This window comes from Luteibacter sp. Sphag1AF (assembly GCF_014192715.1).
Classification (GTDB): Bacteria; Pseudomonadota; Gammaproteobacteria; order Xanthomonadales; family Rhodanobacteraceae; genus Luteibacter.
In genome coordinates this window covers 1-18,461 of record NZ_JACHYH010000005.1, presented here as the reverse complement: position 1 = coordinate 18,461, position 18,461 = coordinate 1, and the positions used below count along the sequence as shown (strand labels likewise).

Sequence of the window (18,461 nt, the reverse complement as noted above, 5' to 3'; positions counted from 1 at the left end):
CCATCAGGCAAACGACGCTCCATCGCAATGCACAGCGCCACCAGGGCGACGCCGTAACGCCACGAGGTTCGTCCGGCACGTTGCGTGCCGGAAGCGCAGTTGTGCGCAAAGCCAGCCCCCAAAACTACTGGCTACTTGTCCTCTTCGATCACCAGGGTGGTCTTGCTGTCGCGCTGGACGAGGCCGGGACCAAACTGGGTGACCTTGCCGTCCTTCAGCACCACGGTGTAGTCGCGTGAGGAAAGGGAAAAACGGCTGCGATGCCGGTTGAGGTAACTGAGAACCTCAAACCCGATGATGGTACGCACGGCGTCAGGCTGGCCCAGGCGGTCCATCACTTCCTCACGGGGCATGCCCACGGAGAGTCGGGAGACTTTGGTACCCATGCCCTGACAGGCGGCCAGCATGAACGTCAACGCCAGCGTTACGACCAACCGCTTCATCGCATTCCCTTTCACATACGTCGGACAGCCATCGGTGGCTGCGATGGTAGCGCAACACACAGGCGTGGGGTGCCCTGAAAGACACCCCCCTTTGTTCAGAATAGGCCGCCCGTGCGGGTGAAGCCGTCCGCGCTCCACACTTCGCTGCCCACGCCGTGATGGACGAAGAACAGGCCGTCCGGATCGTAACGCCGTTTGGCGGCCGCCAGGCGCGCGTAGTTGCTTCCCCAGTACGCCTGCTGCCAGTCTTTCTGGAAATAGCTGCTCTCCGATACATAGGCACCGGCTCCCGGCGCCACGCGCAGAAGCTCGTCCATCGCCTCACCCACCCGCTTGCGCTCCCTCCGGGCACGCGGCAGATCCGTCTTTGCGCCCGGCAAACCCGGATACGCAGGATCGCCGCCGGCGCCGATGATGGCCAGGGCAAACGCGTCGGCCATGGCGGGGTTGGTGGCGGTATCGCGCGATGCCTTGCGCATTTCCGGCGTGCCGCCGGCCAGTCCCTTGTTGAAATGCAGTTCCACACCCCACTTCACCGATACTGCCACCAGCGCATCCACCAGTGCGTCCTGACTGCCCTGCAACAGGCTTTCGGGCAACCACGCCGATTCGTACGCATGGATGAACCAGCCCACCTGCCCGCGATCTCCCGCCCAAAGCACATGATTTCGCGGTGCGTTCGGGCGCGTGTCGGCAACGATGAATCCGGGCGCGTGCTCGCGGAAGAAGTCAGCATCCCAGAAATGCCTCGCAGGAAGGGCCGTTGCCTTGAGCGCTTCGGACACCACGTATTCCGGTCGCGCCTCCACCCAGTCAATGAAGGGCTTCCACGTGGCTTCTGCCTCGGCCTGGCTGATGCCCTGGAACAGCATCGACACATTCAGCCGGTTGCCCTCGCGCAAGGACATCTGCTCGCCCCAGTGCGGATTGAACAGGGCATCGCGATAGAACGACATCGCCTTCGCAACCAGGGCGCGGTAAGACGCAGGCGTGGTCGCATAAATGGTGCCGAATACCACGCCAAACACATCCGGAAGATCATGCGTGCGCAGCGTCAGCCGCGTCACCACGCCGATGCTGCCGCCACCGCCACCCTTGATGGCCCAGTAAAGCTCCGGCTCTTTCACGGCATTGACCACATGGACCTTGCCATCGGCCGTGACCACCTCAGCTTCGATCAGGTTGGACGCGGCGCTGCCAAAGTTCTTTGAAAAGCTGCCAAACCCGCCGCTCTGCACGAGGCCCGCCACGCCAACGGTGGTGCAACCACCGCCCTGCACGTACCGTCCGCCCTTCGTGGTTACTGCGTCATAGGCGTCGATCCACATCGCGCCCGCACCGACACTCACGGCCGGTTGAGGCGGCGACATGCTGCCTTGTGCCACGAAGGCGTCGTGCATCGTTATGGTGTTCATGTGGCGGGTCCACACCAGCAGCGAATCGGGGGCGTCGGAGGTGCCCTGATAGCTGTGGCCGCCGCCTTTCACCACCAGTCGCAGATGGTGTTCGCGCGCAAAATTCACGGCTGCCACCACATCCTGTGTATGGCGGGCGGCCACTGCGTAAGCGCTGGGCTCGGAAGTCCACGCATCCGCCCAGCCGCTGGTCTGCGTCAAGGCGGCCTGATCGCCGATGTAGAACGGATTCTTGAGGTTGGCCACCGCTTCGGCGCAAACCGGGTCGGCCGTACCTGCGCACGAGACAAAGGGCGAGCTGAGCTTTTGCAGACTGCCTCCGGTCTGCGCGTTGAGTTCGTCCCATTGGGCCACCGACGGCCAGCCCGGCTGGCCGGGGCGCACGCGCGATGCACCCCGCACCGCCGCCATGCTGCGTGACACCGCCGCTGCCAGCGTCTGCAATGAACCCGTGCTGGCCACAAGGGCAAGCGGTGCCAGGCAGGCAGCCTTCAAAACATCGCGTCGCTTCATTCCGTTACCCCCGGTGGTTCTGTGAGGAAGACATGATGCGGGCGTTGCCTGTTCGCGTCCGTCTGCCCGGGACGAACCCGTGGCACCCCGGGACGAACCCGCGCCGTTTACAGGTGCCGCACCAACGCGGACGGCATGGCTTCCAGATAGCGCTTCGTCCAGGTGACACGGGCGCCGTCGCTCAATACCAGACGGTACTCGCCACCGGGCCAGGGGGCCACTTCCACAATCGAGCCCAGGCGAATCAGCGTGGAGCGGTTGATCCGGACAAACTGCGCCGGGTCCAGGCGTGCCTGCATGCGCTCTACCGTGCCACGCAGCCGGTACGGGCCGCCGTCACCGTGGATGACCAGATAATTGCGGTCAGCCTCGATGCGCTCCACGCTGGCCACAGGCAGCTTGCGCGTCTGCTCGTCGCGCTCCACCAGCAGGTGCGAAGCGTATGAATCCGGTGTCGGCAGTGCGTCCAGCAGGCCATCAATGCGAGCCCCCATCTCCCCGGCAGGAACCACGCGCGCCATCAGCCGCTTCATCAGACGGTCGAAGCGCTCCGGACTCACCGGCTTCAGCAGATAGTCGAACGCGTGCACGTCGAATGCCCGCAACGCATGATCGCCGTGCGCGGTGACGAACACGATTTCCGCGGGCAGCGATTCGCCCAGCGTGCCAAGCACGTCGAAGCCATCCATATCCGGCAGTCCGATATCCAGGAACACCACGTCGGGCCTGTGCAGGCGAATCTGGGTCAGCGCCTGCGCGCCCGTGGACGCTTCCGCCACGATATCGACGCCGGGTGTCTGCATCAGATACCGGGTCAGCTTGTCCCGGGCCGGCGCTTCATCGTCCACCAGCAGCACGCGCAGCGTCACGGCGACACCTCCGCCGGCAACCACACGCGCACATGTGTGCCTTCATCCGTGGAGGACAGCTCCACGCCCGCACGCGCGCCATAGAGCGTGTCCAGCCGCTCGCGCACGTTGCCCAGGCCGATGCCGTGTCCCTGATGATGGCCCGATCCGGCACCCCGGTCGCGCACGTGCATGGTCAACTCGTTTCCCTGGCGCGATACCTCCACGTGTACCACCCGATGCTCGCCGCCAGCATGTTCGATGGCGTTTTCCGCCAGCGGCTGCAACAGCAGAAACGGCACGCGCACGCGCAGCAGCGAGTCGTCCATGGCAGATACGCGGGCATCCAGCTGACTGCCGAAGCGCGCGCGCTGCACGTCCAGATACAGCTCAAGCAGATGAAGTTCCTCGCCAAGCGTATGTTCATTGGCGGACGCCCGCAGCGTCACCCGCAGCAACTGGCCGATACGTGCCAGCATTTCATCGGCAACACGCGGGTTCTCATACATCACCGACGACACCGCATTCAACGCATTGAACAGGAAATGCGGGTTGAGCTGAAGTCGCAATGCATCCAGCCGGGCTTCGGCCAGCGCGCCCTCCAGCTGGGCGGCGCGCAGTTCACGCGCACGTCCCGCGCGCAACTGATCCAGCAGCCAGGTGAGAAAAACAATCAGCCCGTAGGTCACCACGTCACTGCCGAACTCCATGGCGTATCGCCATGGCATCTGTCCGTAGTCGTAATCGCCCAGCCCGAGCAGCGGTGCCAGCAGGAGGCGCGAGGCCCAGATCAGGCTGGTGTGTGCGAACGAGAAAGCCAGCAGCGCGCAGACATGGATACCCAGCGCCGCAAGGATTCTGCCACGCACGCGGGTGCGCCTGGCGAGGGTTACCACGAAGGGAAGCAGCAGGCCCACCGACACCGAACCACTTATTTCTTCCAGCATGCGCCGGACGAAATGCCCGTCGTGACCACGGGTGATGTCGTCCAGATAAAAGTGAAATCCGTGAAACACGCCTGCCAGCGCAAGCACCATGGTCCACAGGACATACCAGGCGCGGGGCCCCCATGACGACGGCTGCACAGGCAAAAGGGAGGATGCGGGATGTGTGCGGGACATCCGCGCATCGTGCAGCGCCTTGCAGCGAACGGCAATCCCCTCGCGATATCATGGGCCATTCACATCACCTGGCCAGACCATGCCGCCCTTCCCGTTCGATGCCGTGCTGTTTGATTGCGATGGCGTACTGGTGGACTCCGAAGCTATCACCTGCCAGGTGCTGGCCGACATGCTGGGTGAGATGGGGTGGCACCTGAGCCTCGAAGAAACGATGCAGATCTTCGTCGGCAAGGCTGTTCGCGATGAGGCCGCGCAAATCCTGTTCCGCACAGGTGTGGCCATCACGGATCGCTGGCTGGGCGATTTCCGGGAGCGCCGTAACGCTGCACTGGAACGCGATCTGGTCGCGATTCCCGACGCCCCGGAAGCGGTGCGCGCCATCGCCACGATGGTGAACGGCCGCATTGCCGTTGCGTCAGGCGCGGATCGGCACAAGGTTCAATTGCAGCTGCGCAAGGTGGGGCTGCACGACGCGTTCGCCAACAAGATGTTCAGCGGTCACGAAACACCGCGCAGCAAACCGTGGCCGGACGTCTATCTGGCAGCCGCCAAAGCACTGGGGGTCGACCCGGCACGCTGCGCCATCATTGAAGACACCGCAACCGGTGCACGCGCAGGCGTGGCCGCAGGGGCCACGGTGTTCGGCTATAGCCCGGGCGGACCCGGGCATAGTTCAACGCAGGCGTTGCTTGATGAAGGCGTGGCTACGGTCTTCCAGAGCATGGGTGCCCTTCCCGCCCTGCTGAGCCACTGGCCGGCCGATCATCGCTCCCTGATCCCGGAGCGATGATCCCGGCCGGGGATACTGACGCGTCAGAAAGTCAGCACGAAATTGTCGACGCACATACCCCAATCCTCCGGTTTGTACGCGTATCCCACGCCGAGCACACTAATACTCGTGATCGGCTTACCCAACGGCGCATTGAAGGTCACTGTCTTGGCGGTTCCCGCCAGCGGCAGGTCATCACTACCAATTTCCTCTCCGTTTGAGTACGCGAAGATCCGCTGACCCACCAATGTGTATATAGAGGCCACCCCAAACGTTACCTTCGTGCATGGCAAGTCGAAGGCAAACTCAAGGATGGTATTGCCACTTGTCAGGCCCAAGGCCCAGCCAGAGACATGCGGTGCATAGGTGGCATTCGTATTGACGGCGTACACGCGGTTGTACTGAGCGTCCCCGTACGAGCTGATGTTCCTGGCAAGAAAGTATGGAAACTTATGGCTCTCACGGGGCCAGATGCGATCTGGCAATGGCACGTTTTCGAAGGTTTCAATGACGATGACGAGCGCCTGCACATTCACTACGTACTCAGATGATGGGCCATCCAGACGTCCAGATGCGGCACGCGTGATCGTATACGTCACACTGACCGCCTTGCCGGCATTCGGCAAGATGGCTGGAGCGAGGATCTCGATGTCGATATAAGAGTCCACTTCCGTCGTTACCATTTTGGGTACAGCAACGGTGCCCGCACCCGCCGTGCCGCTCCAAAGCACGGTCACCACGTCGTTCGCCGCCAGCGCAGCGCCCGCAGGGACGCGCACCGTCGCCTTGGCCAGGTCGCCGGGCAGCGTATTGCCCGCCCCGGCTTCCCGCACGCTGGGTGCCGGCAGCGAGCCACCTTCCTTTCCAATCACGAAGGTGGTGGTGCCGCCCTGACGGGTGGGCTGGCCATCGTGGTTGATCGTGTAGCTGACGGTGACCTCACGACCTGCGTTGTCGGTGATGTACCTGGCGGCCACCGGAGAGACGACCTCCGGCCTGGCGGGGTCCACGGCGTGGATGTTGGTGTACGATTCCAGCGCATTCCAGAACACGTGCGCGAAATCGCCATGCACCGCACCGCTGTAGTCGGTGCGCACGCGGATGTTGGTGCCATCGGGTGCAGCGGACGGGTCCAGGTAGCCGTTGACCACGTGATCCACGAGGGGTGGGGGCAGGGTAATCACGCCGCCGATGCGCAGCTCCAGCCGTTGCGACGTGGAGGTGAGGCCGGTGGCAAAGTGCTTGACGGTGTAATACACGCTTACCGCATAGCCCTTGATCTGCTCGATTTCCGCCCGGGTGAGGGTAAAGACGAGCGGGATGGGCGCAGGAATCACGTCGTTACCGGACACATCCCTGGAGTCCGTCTTGAACCACGTGGCGCCGCCGTGGCCCGTGGCCGTCCAGTAATAGGTGACCTGGTCACCGATGGCCATCAGGGGATACGGTCCCACGTCCAGATGGGCCAGCCCATCGACCAGGGATTCCGGATCAAGTGCGCCGTCGCGCGCTTCCCGAACACTCGGTGCTTCAAGGACCACGGCCTCACCGATGACGGTCAGGTTGCGTTGCGCGGAACGAAGCGCGCCTTCACTCGTGCGCGCTTCGTAGTACAGGGACACACTGCCGTCGGGACCCAGCGGCGCCACCCGCGCATGGGGGATGGTGAAAATGATGAAGACGTCGTCGGTGACCTTCTCCTCGTTCGGTGTATACGGCAGCTGCGTGCCCTGACCCGTCATGCCTTTCCAGGTCAGCACAAGGGTGTCGCCGATGGCGAGTTCAGCCTGTTCGGTATCCACTTGCACATGGACGTCGCCGCCATCGAGCTTGGTCAGATCCAGCACGCCGCTCGGCGCTTCGATCACCTTGGGCGCCAGGAGCAGATCGTTGTCCGCCTGCACGTGCACCCGGGTGATCGGCGAGCGCTGGGACCAGTTGCCCACCTGATCCACGACCACGTAGCTCACCTCCATCGCCGGATTGCTGCCGCCCTCGACGATGACGTGGGCGGACAGCGGAAAGGTCACCGGCTGATCCACCGGGAAGGGCCCCGGCACCTCATAGGACACCGCGCCCCACAACAGGATCAGCCGGTCTTCCTCGAAGGCGTTCTGCCACGCGTCGATGGTGACGGTCACCGGGGTGCCTGCACCAATCACGGTCGGCGTGACGACAGGCGCAGTCAGGGTCGGGTTGCCGTCGTCGTCTTCGCCGGGGATGCGGAACTTCACCAGCACGGTGGACACGTTCGAAGGAGTGGCCGTGCCAGCCAAATTGCGCTGGATGTAGTGATAGGTTCGCCAGCCTTCCCCATGTTGCCGGATCACCCGTCCATCCACCTGCACAAACACCGAGCCGGACGTGGTTTCCTGAATCGTGGTGACACCGATCAGCTCCGCGTTGGAATCCCAGTACACGCTGACCGTGTCGCGCGGCGCCAGGGGCGTGGTGAAGTGTCCGGTCTGCACGAGGATCTTCGGAAACGGGGTACTCAGATGACTGGCATTGATGCCGCCAAACGGATCGACTTCGGGCATCGAGGGCGCGGGCCACGCAGCAAGCGGTGCCAGCGGAGCCGCCGGCTCAGTGATCACCAGCCTGGGAATGCCGCGATCCTTGCTGGACGAGATGACGAGCGACGACGGGGACAGATCAGACATGGGCAGGCTCCTGGCAGGGTTGCTACGCACCGTGCACGCACGCAACAAGCGCGTATCGCAAGAAGAAAACAGCGGCATGATCAGCGGTGAAAAAAGTCATCGCCACGGAATCGAACCCTGATCCTACTCAGCCCCTTGCACGCTGCCAGTCAGCCATCGGTTGTAGGCGCAGGTGCGTTTCGTGCCCTGTGGAAACACTGGCCGGGATCACCGCCTCTCATGCAGGCAGCGATCATCCCGGCCAGACATCCCGACGCGTCAGAAAGTCATCACGATGTTGTCGATGAACACATAATAGGCCGCGCCGTTGCCGGTTCCCACGCCACGCACTCTGATATTCGTGATCGGCTTGCCCGCGGGCGCGTTGAAGGTCACAGTCGTGGCGGTTCCCGTCGGCGGCAGGGCCGCGCTGCCAACTTGCTCTCCGTTTGAGTACGCAAAAATCCGCTCATCCGTTGAATATGTCACGGCGGCCACCCCAAGCATGACCTTCGTGCATGGCAAGTCGAAGGCAAGTTCGAGGATGGTAGCTTCACTTGTCGGGTGTAAGGCCCAGCCGGAGACATGCGGGGCATATGTGTCATACGAATTGAAGTAATGCACGCGGTTGAACGTGGGTTCCGGATTCGTGGCGAGGTTCCTGACAAGAAAGTAGCGAAACTTATAGCTCTCGCCGGGCAAGAGGATCAGTTGCCCTGGCCCGCTTTCAAACGTTTCCTCGACCAGGAAAGGTACCAGCACATTTAGCACGTACGCCGATGAGGGCCCCTCCACCAGTCCGGATGAGGCACGCCTGATCGTATAGGTCACACGCACTACCTTGCCGGAATTAGGAAAGATGGCTGTGCCGGGAATTTCGATGTAGACGTCAGAGCCTGCTTCCGTCACCACCGTTTTGTCCACGCTCACGCTGCCCTCACCCGGCACGCCACTCCAAAGCACGGTCACCACGTCGTTGACCGCCGCATTCACGACAGCCGGAACGCGCACCCTGGCCCTGGCCGCATCGCCGGGCAGCGTGTTGCCCACACCCGCTTCCAGCACGCTGGGCGCCGGTAGCGAACCCGCTTCCGCTCCCGTTCCAATCACGAAGGTGGTGGTGCCGCCCTGGCGCATGGGCTGACCATCGTGGGTGATGGTGTAGCTGACCGTGACCTCACGACCTTCGTTGCCGGTGATGTACTTGACCTCTACCGGGGAGACGACCTCCGGCTTGTCGGTGTCCACGGCGTGAAGGTTGCTGTACGGCAGCAGTGCATCCCAGTACACGTTGACGAAATCGCCATGCGCCGCACCGCTGTAGTCGGTGCGCACGCGGATGTTGGTGCCATCGGGTGCAGCGGACGGGTCCAGGTACCCATTAACCACGTGATCCACGAGGGGCGGCGGCAGCGTAATCACGCCGCCGATGCGCAGCAACAGCGGTTTTGAGTTCGATGTCAGGGCGCTGGCAAAGTGTTTGACGGTGTAATACACACTCACCGCATGGCCCTTGATCTGCTCGATCTCCTCACGGGTGAGGGTAAAGACGATCGGCTTGGGGGTAGGAATCAAATCGTTGCCCGATACGTCTCTGGACTCCGTCTTGAACCAGGTCGCGCCACCGTGACCCGTGGCCGTCCAGTAATAAATGACCTCGTCACCGATGGCCATCAGGGGATACGGTCCCACGTCCAGATGGGCCAGGCCACCCATCAGGGCTTCCGGGTCCAGCGCGCCGTCATGTGCCTCCCGAACACTCGGTGCCTCCAGAACCGGCACCTCACCGACGACGGTCAGGTTGCGCTGCGCGGAACGCAGCGTGCCTTCACGCGTGCGCACTTCGTAGTACAACGACACACTGCCATCGGGACCCAGAGGCACCACCCGCGCATTGGGGATGGTGAAAGTCAAAAAGGCGTCGCCGGTGACCACCTGCGGGCTCGGTGCATACGGCAGTTCCGCGCCCTGACCCGTCATGCCTTTCCAGGTCAGCACGATGGTGTCATCGACGGCGATTCCAGCCTGCTCGATATTGATCAGCACGTTGACGTCGTCGCCCATCAGCTCGGTCAGATCCAGCACGTTGCTCTGCGCCTCGATCACCGTGGGCGCCAGGAGCAGATTGCTGTCTGCCTGCACGTGCACCAGGGTTACGGGCGAGCGCGGCGACCAGTTGCCCACCTGATCCACGATGCGGTAGCTCACTTCCATCGCGGGGTTGCTGCCGCCGTTGGCGACGATCTCGGGCGGCACGGTAAAGGTCACGGGAAGGTCAATCGGGAAGGGCCCGGGCACGTCATAGGACACCGCGCCCCACAGCAGGATCAGCCGGTCTTCCTCGAAAGCGTTCTGCCAGGGATCAATGGTGACCGTCACCGGGGTGCCGGCACCAATCACGGCCGGCGTGACGACCGGTGCAGTCAGCGTGACGTTGCCCTCGTCGTCCTGACCGGGGATGCGGAACTTCACCAGCACGGTGGCCACGTCCGAAGGCGTGGGCGTACCGACGGAATTGCGCTGGATGTAGTGATAGGTTCGCCACCCTTCCCCATGCTCCCTGATCACCCGTCCATCCACCTGCACAAACACCGAGCCGGACGTGGTTTCCTGGATGGTGGTGATGCCGATCAGCTCGGCGTTGGAATCCCAATACACGCTGACCGTGTCGCGGGGTGCCAGAGGCGTGGTGAAGCGTCCGGTCTGCACCAGGATCTTCGGATACTCGCCGCTGAGATGACTGGCATTGATGCCTCCGAAGGGGTCAACCTCAGGCATCTCGGGCGCGGGCCACACAAGCGGTGCCGGCGGTGCCGATGGCTCGGTGATCACCAGTCTGGGGGTGCCGCGATTGTGGCTGGACGAAGTAACGGGCGATGACTTGGACAGGTCAGACATGGGCAGGCTCCTGGCAGGGTTTCTACGCACCGTGCACGCACGCAACAGGCACGTATCAAATAGAAAGCAGCGGCACGACCGTGGTGATCAGATAGCACCACGGGATCGAACCCCGATCCTACTCAGCCCCTCGCACCCTGCCAGTCAGCCGTCGGTTGTAGGCGCAGGTGCGCTTCGTGCCCTGCTGAAACACTGGCCGGGATCACCGTCTCTCATGCACGCAGCGATCATCCCGGCCAGACATCCCGACGCGTCAGAAAGTCATCACGATGTTGTCGATGACCACATAATGGGTTGCGTCGTTGCCGTCTCCCACGCCGCGCACGCTGATATTCGTGATCGGCCTGCCCGCAGGCGCGTTGAAGGTAACGGTCGTGGCCGTTCCCGTCGGTGGCAGCACAGCACTGCCAACTTGCTCTCCGAATGAGTACGCAAAAATCCGTTCATCCGTTGAAGATGTTGAGGCGGCCACGCCAAGCGTGACCTTCGTGCACCATAAATCGAAGGCAAGATCGAGGACGGTATATTCACTCGACGGCTCCAGGGCCGTGCCGGAGACATGCGGTGCGTATTGCTGGCCATACGCATCGCGCAGATACACGAGGTTAAACCCGGGGTCTGCGTTCGTGGCGCGATTCGTGGCAAGAAAGTAGCGAAACTTATAGCTCTGACTCGGCAAGAGGGTCAGTTGCGCTAGCCCGCTTTCGAAGGTTTCCTCGACGAAGACAGGCACCAGCACATTCAGCAGGTACGCAAGCGAAGGCCCATCCACCCGTCCGGACGCGGCACGCGCGATCGTATACATCACATGGACTGCCTGGCCGGCATTAGGAAAGACGGCCGTGTCGGGAATCTCGATATGGACGTCCGAGCCCGCTTCCGTCACCACTGTTTTGGCTACGCTCACGCTGCCCTCTCCCGGCACGCCGTTCCAAAACACGGTCACCACGTCATTGACTGCCACATTCACGGCCGCCGGAATGCGCACTGTCGCCCCGGCCGCATCGCCGGGCAGCGTATCGCCCGCCCCCGCCTCCAGCACACCGGGCGCCGGCAGTTGGACGACCGTTTCCGTTCCAATCAGGAAAGTGGTCAAGCCGCCCTGGTGCGTGGGCTGGCCATCGCGGGTGATGACGTAGCTGACGGTGACCTCATGACCTTCGTTGCCGGTGATGTACTCGGCGCCCACCGCAGAGACGACCTCCAGCCTGTCGGGGTCCACGGCGTGGAGGTTTTGGTACGGTAGCGGCGCATCCCAGTACACGTTGGCGAAATCGCCATGCGCCGCGTCGCTGTAGTTGGTGCGCACGCGGATGTTGGTGCCGGTGGGTGCAGCGGCCGGGTCCAGGTATCCGTATTCCTCGTGATCCACCCGAGGCGGCGGCAGGGCGATCACACCAGCGATGCGCAGTTCCAGCCGTTTCGACATGGATGTCACACCGTTGGCAAAGTGCCTGACGGTGTAATGCACACTCACCGCATAGCCCTTGATCCGCTCGATTTCCTCACGGGTCAGCGTAAACACCAGCGGCTTGGGGGCGGGCGTTACATCGTTGCCGGACACATCCCTGGACTCTTTCCTGAACACAGTCGCGCCGCCATGGCTCGTGGCAGTCCAGTAATAAGTGACCTCATCGCCAAGGGCCATGAGGGGATACGGCCCCACGTCCAGATGAGCCACGCCATCCACAATGGCTTCCGGATCGAGCACTCCGTCACGTGCTTCCCTCACCCTCAATACGTCCAGCACCACGGCCTCACCGGTGACGGTCAGGTTGCGCTGCGCGGAACGCAGCGTGCCTTCACTCGTGCGCGCTTCGTAGTACAGGGACACACTGCCGCCCGGACCCAGCGGCGCCACCCGCGCATGGGGGACGGTGAAAATGATGAAGACCTCGTCAGTGACGTTCTCCTCGAACGGCCCATACGGCAGCTCCGTGCCTTCACCCGTCATGCCTTTCCAGGTCAGGAAGATGGTGTCGCCGACGGCGAGTCCGGCCTGCTCCAGATCGACCTGCACATGGACGTCGTCGCCCTTCAGGGCGGTCAGATCCAGCACGCCGCCCGGGGCCTCGATCACCATGGGCGGCTTCAGCCGATCGTTGTCCGCCTGCACGTGCACCCGTGCGACTGGAGAGCGTCGCGACCAGTTGCCCACCTGATCCACAATCCGGTAGCTCACTTCCATCGCCGGATTGCTGCCGCCGTTGACGATGATCTCCGGCGGCACGACAAATGCCACGGGCTGGTCAGCGGCGAAGGGCCCGGGCACCTCATAGGACACGGCGCCCCACAGAAGGATCAGCCGGTCTTCCTCGAAGGCGTTCTGCCAGGGGTCGATGGTGACGGTCACCGTCGTGCCAGCGCCAATTACGGCAGGCGTGACGACGGGCGCGGTCAGGGTGAGGCTGCCCTGATCGTCTTCGCCGGGGATGCGGTACTTCACCAGCACGGTAGCCACGTTCGAAGAAATGGCCGTGCCCGCGAAATTGCGCTGGATGTAGTAATAGACTCGCGAGCCTTCTCCGTGTTGCCAGATTACCCGTCCGTCCACCTGGACATACACGTTGCCGGAAGTGGTTTCATGGATCGTGGTGGTGCCGATCAGCATCGGCGGGGAATTCCAGTACACGCTGACCGAATCGGTGGGTGCCAGGGGCGTGGTGAAGCCTCCAGTCTGCACCAGGATCTTCGGATACACGCCGCTCAGATGACTGGCATTGATGCCACCGAAGGGCTCGACCTCGGGCATCGTCGGCGAGGGCGACAGGAGCGGCGCAGGTGGTGCCAGCGGCTGGGCGAACTTCAATTTGGGCATGCCGCGATTCTGGCTGGACGAGGTGACAGGCGACGACTTGGACAGGTCAGACATGGCAGGCTCCGGGCAGGGCTGCTACGCACCGTGCACGCATGCAACAGGCACGTATCAAATAGGAAGCATCGACATGAGCAGCGGTGAACAAGTCATCACCGCTGGTCGAATCGTGATCCTACCCAGCCCCTTGCACGCTGCCAGTCAGCCGTCGGTTGTAGGCGCAGACATGGCATCTCGTCGCAGTGAGTGCACCTCATCGCAACAACGTCACGACAGGCGTTGCCTGAACTGGCCGCGGTCTTCCGGAGCATGAGCGCCCTTCCCGCCCTGCTGCTGAAACACTGGCCGGGATCATCGCCTCTCATCCAGGCAGCGATGATCCGGGCCAGAGATACTGAGGCGTCAGAAAGTCATCACGATGTTGTCGATGAGCACATGATAGGTTGTGCCGCTGCCGTCTCCCACGCCACGCACGGTGAGCGTCGTGATCGGCTTGCCCTCAGGCGCGTTGAAGGTCATGGTCGTGGCCGTTCCCGCCGGCGGCAGGATGGCACTGCCAACTTGCTCTCCGTCTGAGTACGCAAAAATCCGCTCATCCGTTGAGTCTGTTGAGGCGGCCACGCCAAACGCCACCTTCGTGCATGGAATATCGAAGGCAAGCTCAAGGGTGGTGTTTTCACTTGTCGGCTCCAGGGCATTGCCGGAGACATGCGGCGCGTATCGTTCGCCATACTGATCGCGCAGATACACGCGGTTGTACCGGGGGTTCGGGTCCGTGGCGAGGTTCAGGGCATAAAAGTAGCGAAACTTATAGCTCTCACCCGGAAAGAGGACCAGTCGCTCTGGCCCGTTTTCGAAGGTTTCCTCGACGAAGACAGGCACCAGCACATTCAACACGTACTCAGGCGAAGGCCCCTCCTCCCGTCCGGATGCGGCACGCGCGATCGTATACGTCACATGGACCACCTTGCCGGCATTAGGAAAGATGGCCGTATCGGGAATCTCGACGTCGATGTACGAGCCCGCTTCCGTGGTCACTGTCCTGTTTACGTTCGCGGTGCCCACACCGGCCGCGCCTTTCCAGTGCACTTTCACCACGTCGTTCACAGCCAGCGCGGCGTCCGCGGGAACGCGCACGGTCGCCCTGACCGCACTGCCGGGCAGCGTATTGCCCACACCCGCTTCCAGCACGCCGGGTGCCGGCAGTGAGCCTGTTGCCGTTCCAATCAGGAAAGTGGTCGAGCCGCCCTCGTGCGTGGGCTGGCCATCGTGGGTGATCGCGTAGCTGACGGTGACCTCATGTCCCTGGTTGCCGGTGATGTACTCGACGCCCACCGGGCAGGCGATCTCCGTCTCGGTGGGGTCCACGGCGTAGAGGTTGCTGTACGGTAGCGGCGCATCCCAGTACACGTTGGCGAAATCCCCCAGCTTCGCGCCGCCGTAGTCGGTGGGGATGCGGATGGTGGTGCCATCGGGCGCAGTGGCCGGGTCCAGGTACCCGTTGACCACATGATCCACATGAGGCGTCGGCAGGGTGATCACACCAGCGATGCGCAGATCCAGCCGCTGCGACGTGGATGTCAGGCCGGTGTCATAGTGTTTGACGGTGTAATACACATGCACCGCGTAGCCCTTGATGTGCTCGATCTCCTGACGGGTCAGGGTAAAGACGAGCGGGATGGGAGCGGGCGTCACATCATTGCCGGACACATCTACCGAGCCGGTCCTGAATATGGTCACGCCACCGTGGCTCGTGGCGGTCCAGTAATAAGTGACCTCGTCACCGATGGCCATCAGGGGATACGGTCCCACGTCCAGATGGGCCACGTCATCCACCAGGAATTCCGGGTCCAGTGCGCCGTTATGCGCCTCCCGAACACTCGGTGCCTCCAGGACCAGCTCCTCACCGGTGACAGTCAGGTTGCGCTGCCCGGAACGCAGCGTGCCTTCACTCGTGTGCGCTTCGTAGTACAGGCACGCACTGCCGTCGGGACCCAGTGGTATCACCCGCGCATGGGGAATGGTGAAAATGACAAAGGAGTCGTGGGTGACCGTCTCCTCCTGCGGTGTATACGGCAGCTCCGTGCCTTCCCCCGTCATGCCTTTCCAGGTCAGCACGAGGGTGTCGCCGACGGCGAGTCCGGCCTGCTCCAGATCGACCTGCACATGGACGTCGTCGCCATCCAGCGTAATCAGATCCAGCACGCCGCCCGGCGCCTCGATCACCACGGGCGGTTTCAGCGGTTCGTTTCCCGCCGGCACGTGCACCACGGCCACCGGCGAGCGCGGGGACCAGTTACCCACCTCATCCACGATCCGGTAGCTCACTTCCATCGCCGGGTTGCTGCCACCGTTGGCGATGATCTCGGGCGGCACGGTAAAGGTCACGGGAAGGTCCGCCGGGAAGGGCCCGGGCACCTCATAGGACACGGCACCCCACAGCAGGATAAGCCGGTCTTCCTCGAAGGCGTTCTGCCAGGGTTCAATGGTGACGGTCACCGGCATATCGGGGTCAATCAGTGCCGGTGCGACGATGGGCGCGGTCAGGGTGAGGTTGCCCTCGTCGTCTTCACCGGGGATGCGGAACTTCACCAGCACGAAGCCCAGGTTCGAAGAAGTGACCGTGCCAGCGAAATTACGCTGGATGTAGTAATAGACTCGCAAGCCTTCCCCGCGCTCCCGGATAAGCCGTCCGTCCACCTGGACATACACGTTGCCGGAAGTGGCATCCTCGATGGTGGTGGTGCCGATCAGCTCCCCCGGGGAATCCCAGTACACGCTGATCGTGTCGCGCGGCGCCAGGGGCGTGGTGAAGCTTCCGGTCTGCACCAGGAACTTCGGATACTCGCCGCTCAGATGACTGGCATTGATGCCACCGAAGGGCTCGACCTCAGGCATCGTGGGCGAGGGCCACAGGAGCGGCGCAGGTGGTGCCAACGGCTTGGCGAACTTCAATTTGGGCATGCCGCGATTCTCGCTGGACGAGGTGACGGGCGACGACTTGGACAGGTCGGACATGGGCAGGCTCCTGGCAGAGTTGCTACGCACCGTGCACTCACGCAACAGGCGCGTGTCGAAGAAAAAGAAAAACAGCACGATCAGCGGTCACAAGGCAATCAACCACGGGTCGAGCCCTGATCCTACTCAGCCCTTTGCACCCTGCCAGTCAGCCATCGGTTGTAGGTGCGGACGATGCATCATGCGAAGCCGCGACGCGACCATCGTGATGCGGATGACTGGACGTCCATATGCATGGCTGATCGCGTGCATGGTCTCCCGGAGACCTTTTGCACGCGACCGGATTCGCCGTGTTTACGCGCAACATCACGTCAGGGGGTGAAATAGAAGTCGGTGACAAGGAATATGCCCCGAACATAGATTGCCTTGATTCGCTTTCCCGGATACGGGACCAGCGTCGCCGTTCCGACCGACCCTGGAAGGCTGAGGCTGGCCATGGCCGGCTCGCCCCCTTCGTCGGTGGCGATCACCAGAAAAGGCGGGTTCCACGTGCAATATTCGAACGTGACCTTGCTATAGCTGTTCTTGAGGAACAATCCGCCCAGGCGGTCGTTCGGCGGACCCTGCTGATCGTTCGTGCCAAATGAGGTGAGCGGGTGTCCGCCAAAGCCCCCAAAGATCGAGAAGTACAGGCTCCCCAACTCGGGCGATTGCCGCGTGACAATCATCGTCGGCGTTTCGAGTTGATTGTTATAAGGAACTTGTGTTCCGAGCGGGATACTGGAGAAATCCTCAAACAACGGCACCGGTGCGGTGGCCTGCACATTCAACAGGTACTCAGGCGATGGGCCGTCCAGACGGCCATTACTGTAACGACGGATCGTGTAAGTCACCAGGACGGTCAGTCCGGCATTCGCCGCGATGGCGACGGCGGGAATATCGAGGTCAATGTAAGAGCCCGCTTCCGTCGTCACCGTTTTTGACACGGTCACCGTGCCCGCCCCGGTCACGCCGCTCCACAGCACGGTCACCACGTCGTTCACCGTCAGCGCTGCACCCACCGGAACACGCACCGTCGCCTTGGTCGCGTCACCAGGCAGCGTATTGCCTGCCCCCGCTTCCAGCACGCTGGGGGCCGGCAGCGGGCTGGTTGCCGTGCCAATCACGAAGGTGGTCGAGCCGCCCTGACGGGCGGGCTGACCTTGATGGGTGATCGCGTAGCTGACGGTGACCTGACGACCTTCGTTACCGGTGATGTACTCGACGCCCACAGGAGAAACGACCTCCAGCTTGGCGGGGTCCACGGCGTGGATGTTGCTGTACGGTAGCAGGGCGTTCCAGTACACGTTGGCGAAGTCGCCATGCACCGCCCCGCTGTAGTCGGTGCGCACGCGGATGTTGGTGCCATCGGGTGCGGCGGCCGGGTCCAGATAGCCATTGACCACATGATCCACCAGCGGCGGCGGCAAGGTGACCACGCCGCCGATGCGCAGTTCCAGCGCCCGGGAGGTGGACTTCATGCCGGAGGCAAAGTGCGTCACGGTGTAATACACGCTCACCGTATAGCCCTTGATCAACTCGATTTCGGCACGGGTCAGCGTGAACACCAGCGCCTTGGGAACGGGCGTCACATCGTTGCCGGAGACATCCCTCCCCTCCGTCTTGAACCACGTCGCCCCGCCGGGGGCCGTGGCCTTCCAGTAATAGGTCACCTCATCACCCAGCGCCATCAGCGGATACGGTCCCAGTTCCAGATGGGCCAGGCCATCGGTCAGCGCTTCCGGATCGAGGGCGCCGTCACGCGCTTCCCGAACACTCGGCGCTTGCAGCGTCACCGCCTCACCGGTGACGATCAGGTTGCGTTGGACGGAGCGCTTCGGTCCCGTGCTCTTCAGCACTTCGTAGTACAACGCCACACTGCCCTGCGGCGCGAGACCCGCCACACGCTCATTGGGAACGACGAAGATCAGGAAACTGTCGGTCGTCGCTGTCTCGTCGATCGGTCCATAGGGAAGCTCCTGGCCGTCGGCGGTAAGGCC

The 18,461-nt window shown here is 62.8% G+C and carries 10 protein-coding genes; 1 reads left to right on the top strand and 9 read right to left on the bottom strand.

Annotated features, from left to right (window positions below; genetic code table 11):
• Positions 1 to 131: 131 nt before the first annotated feature.
• From FHW69_RS13120 to FHW69_RS13105, 4 genes are all read right to left on the bottom strand, one after another.
• A complete protein-coding gene (locus FHW69_RS13120) occupies positions 132 to 443 on the bottom strand; it encodes a hypothetical protein (protein ID WP_183423538.1) in 312 nt (103 codons plus the stop codon).
• Between the two features lie 95 nt (positions 444 to 538).
• A complete protein-coding gene (locus tag FHW69_RS13115; RefSeq protein ID WP_183423537.1) occupies positions 539 to 2,371 on the bottom strand; it encodes an FAD-binding oxidoreductase in 1,833 nt (610 codons plus the stop codon).
• 107 nt (positions 2,372 to 2,478) lie between these two features.
• On the bottom strand, positions 2,479 to 3,240 hold the full coding sequence (locus tag FHW69_RS13110) for a LytTR family DNA-binding domain-containing protein (RefSeq protein ID WP_183423536.1): 762 nt from the start codon (positions 3,238 to 3,240) through the stop codon (positions 2,479 to 2,481).
• Entirely contained in the window at positions 3,237 to 4,340 is a 1,104-nt protein-coding gene (locus FHW69_RS13105; protein WP_183423535.1) for a histidine kinase, read from the bottom strand. Before FHW69_RS13105 ends, FHW69_RS13110 begins: the two co-directional genes overlap by 4 nt.
• A gap of 79 nt (positions 4,341 to 4,419) precedes the next feature.
• Here FHW69_RS13105 and FHW69_RS13100 point away from each other — a divergent pair, with 79 nt between their 5' ends.
• A complete protein-coding gene (locus FHW69_RS13100; RefSeq protein ID WP_183423534.1) occupies positions 4,420 to 5,130 on the top strand; it encodes an HAD family phosphatase in 711 nt (236 codons plus the stop codon).
• 23 nt (positions 5,131 to 5,153) lie between these two features.
• Here the strand turns inward: FHW69_RS13100 and FHW69_RS13095 are convergent, their stop codons facing one another.
• From FHW69_RS13095 to FHW69_RS13075, 5 genes are all read right to left on the bottom strand, one after another.
• Positions 5,154 to 7,772 carry a hypothetical protein gene (locus FHW69_RS13095; protein ID WP_183423533.1) on the bottom strand — a complete coding sequence of 873 codons (2,619 nt, stop codon included), beginning with the start codon at positions 7,770 to 7,772 and terminating at the stop codon, positions 5,154 to 5,156.
• A gap of 258 nt (positions 7,773 to 8,030) precedes the next feature.
• Positions 8,031 to 10,649 carry a hypothetical protein gene (locus FHW69_RS13090; protein ID WP_183423532.1) on the bottom strand — a complete coding sequence of 873 codons (2,619 nt, stop codon included), beginning with the start codon at positions 10,647 to 10,649 and terminating at the stop codon, positions 8,031 to 8,033.
• A 253-nt stretch (positions 10,650 to 10,902) separates the two neighbouring features.
• Positions 10,903 to 13,521, bottom strand: a complete 2,619-nt coding sequence (locus FHW69_RS13085; RefSeq protein ID WP_183423531.1) for a hypothetical protein — start codon at positions 13,519 to 13,521, stop codon at positions 10,903 to 10,905.
• A gap of 345 nt (positions 13,522 to 13,866) precedes the next feature.
• A complete protein-coding gene (locus FHW69_RS13080; protein WP_183423530.1) occupies positions 13,867 to 16,482 on the bottom strand; it encodes a hypothetical protein in 2,616 nt (871 codons plus the stop codon).
• A gap of 311 nt (positions 16,483 to 16,793) precedes the next feature.
• The coding region (locus FHW69_RS13075; RefSeq protein WP_183423529.1) for a hypothetical protein at positions 16,794 to 18,461 on the bottom strand (1,668 nt) is incomplete at its 5' end.

Bases quoted from the DNA above. Each gene is read 5' to 3' on its own strand.
- FHW69_RS13090 (WP_183423532.1), bottom strand. From the start codon at position 10,649: ATGTCTGACCTGTCCAAGTCATCGCCCGTTACTTCGTCCAGCCACAAT.
- FHW69_RS13085 (WP_183423531.1), bottom strand. From the start codon at position 13,521: ATGTCTGACCTGTCCAAGTCGTCGCCTGTCACCTCGTCCAGCCAGAAT.
- FHW69_RS13100 (WP_183423534.1), top strand. From the start codon at position 4,420: ATGCCGCCCTTCCCGTTCGATGCCGTGCTGTTTGATTGCGATGGCGTA.
- FHW69_RS13115 (WP_183423537.1), bottom strand. From the start codon at position 2,371: ATGAAGCGACGCGATGTTTTGAAGGCTGCCTGCCTGGCACCGCTTGCC.
- FHW69_RS13095 (WP_183423533.1), bottom strand. From the start codon at position 7,772: ATGTCTGATCTGTCCCCGTCGTCGCTCGTCATCTCGTCCAGCAAGGAT.
- FHW69_RS13120 (WP_183423538.1), bottom strand. From the start codon at position 443: ATGAAGCGGTTGGTCGTAACGCTGGCGTTGACGTTCATGCTGGCCGCC.
- FHW69_RS13105 (WP_183423535.1), bottom strand. From the start codon at position 4,340: ATGTCCCGCACACATCCCGCATCCTCCCTTTTGCCTGTGCAGCCGTCG.
- FHW69_RS13080 (WP_183423530.1), bottom strand. From the start codon at position 16,482: ATGTCCGACCTGTCCAAGTCGTCGCCCGTCACCTCGTCCAGCGAGAAT.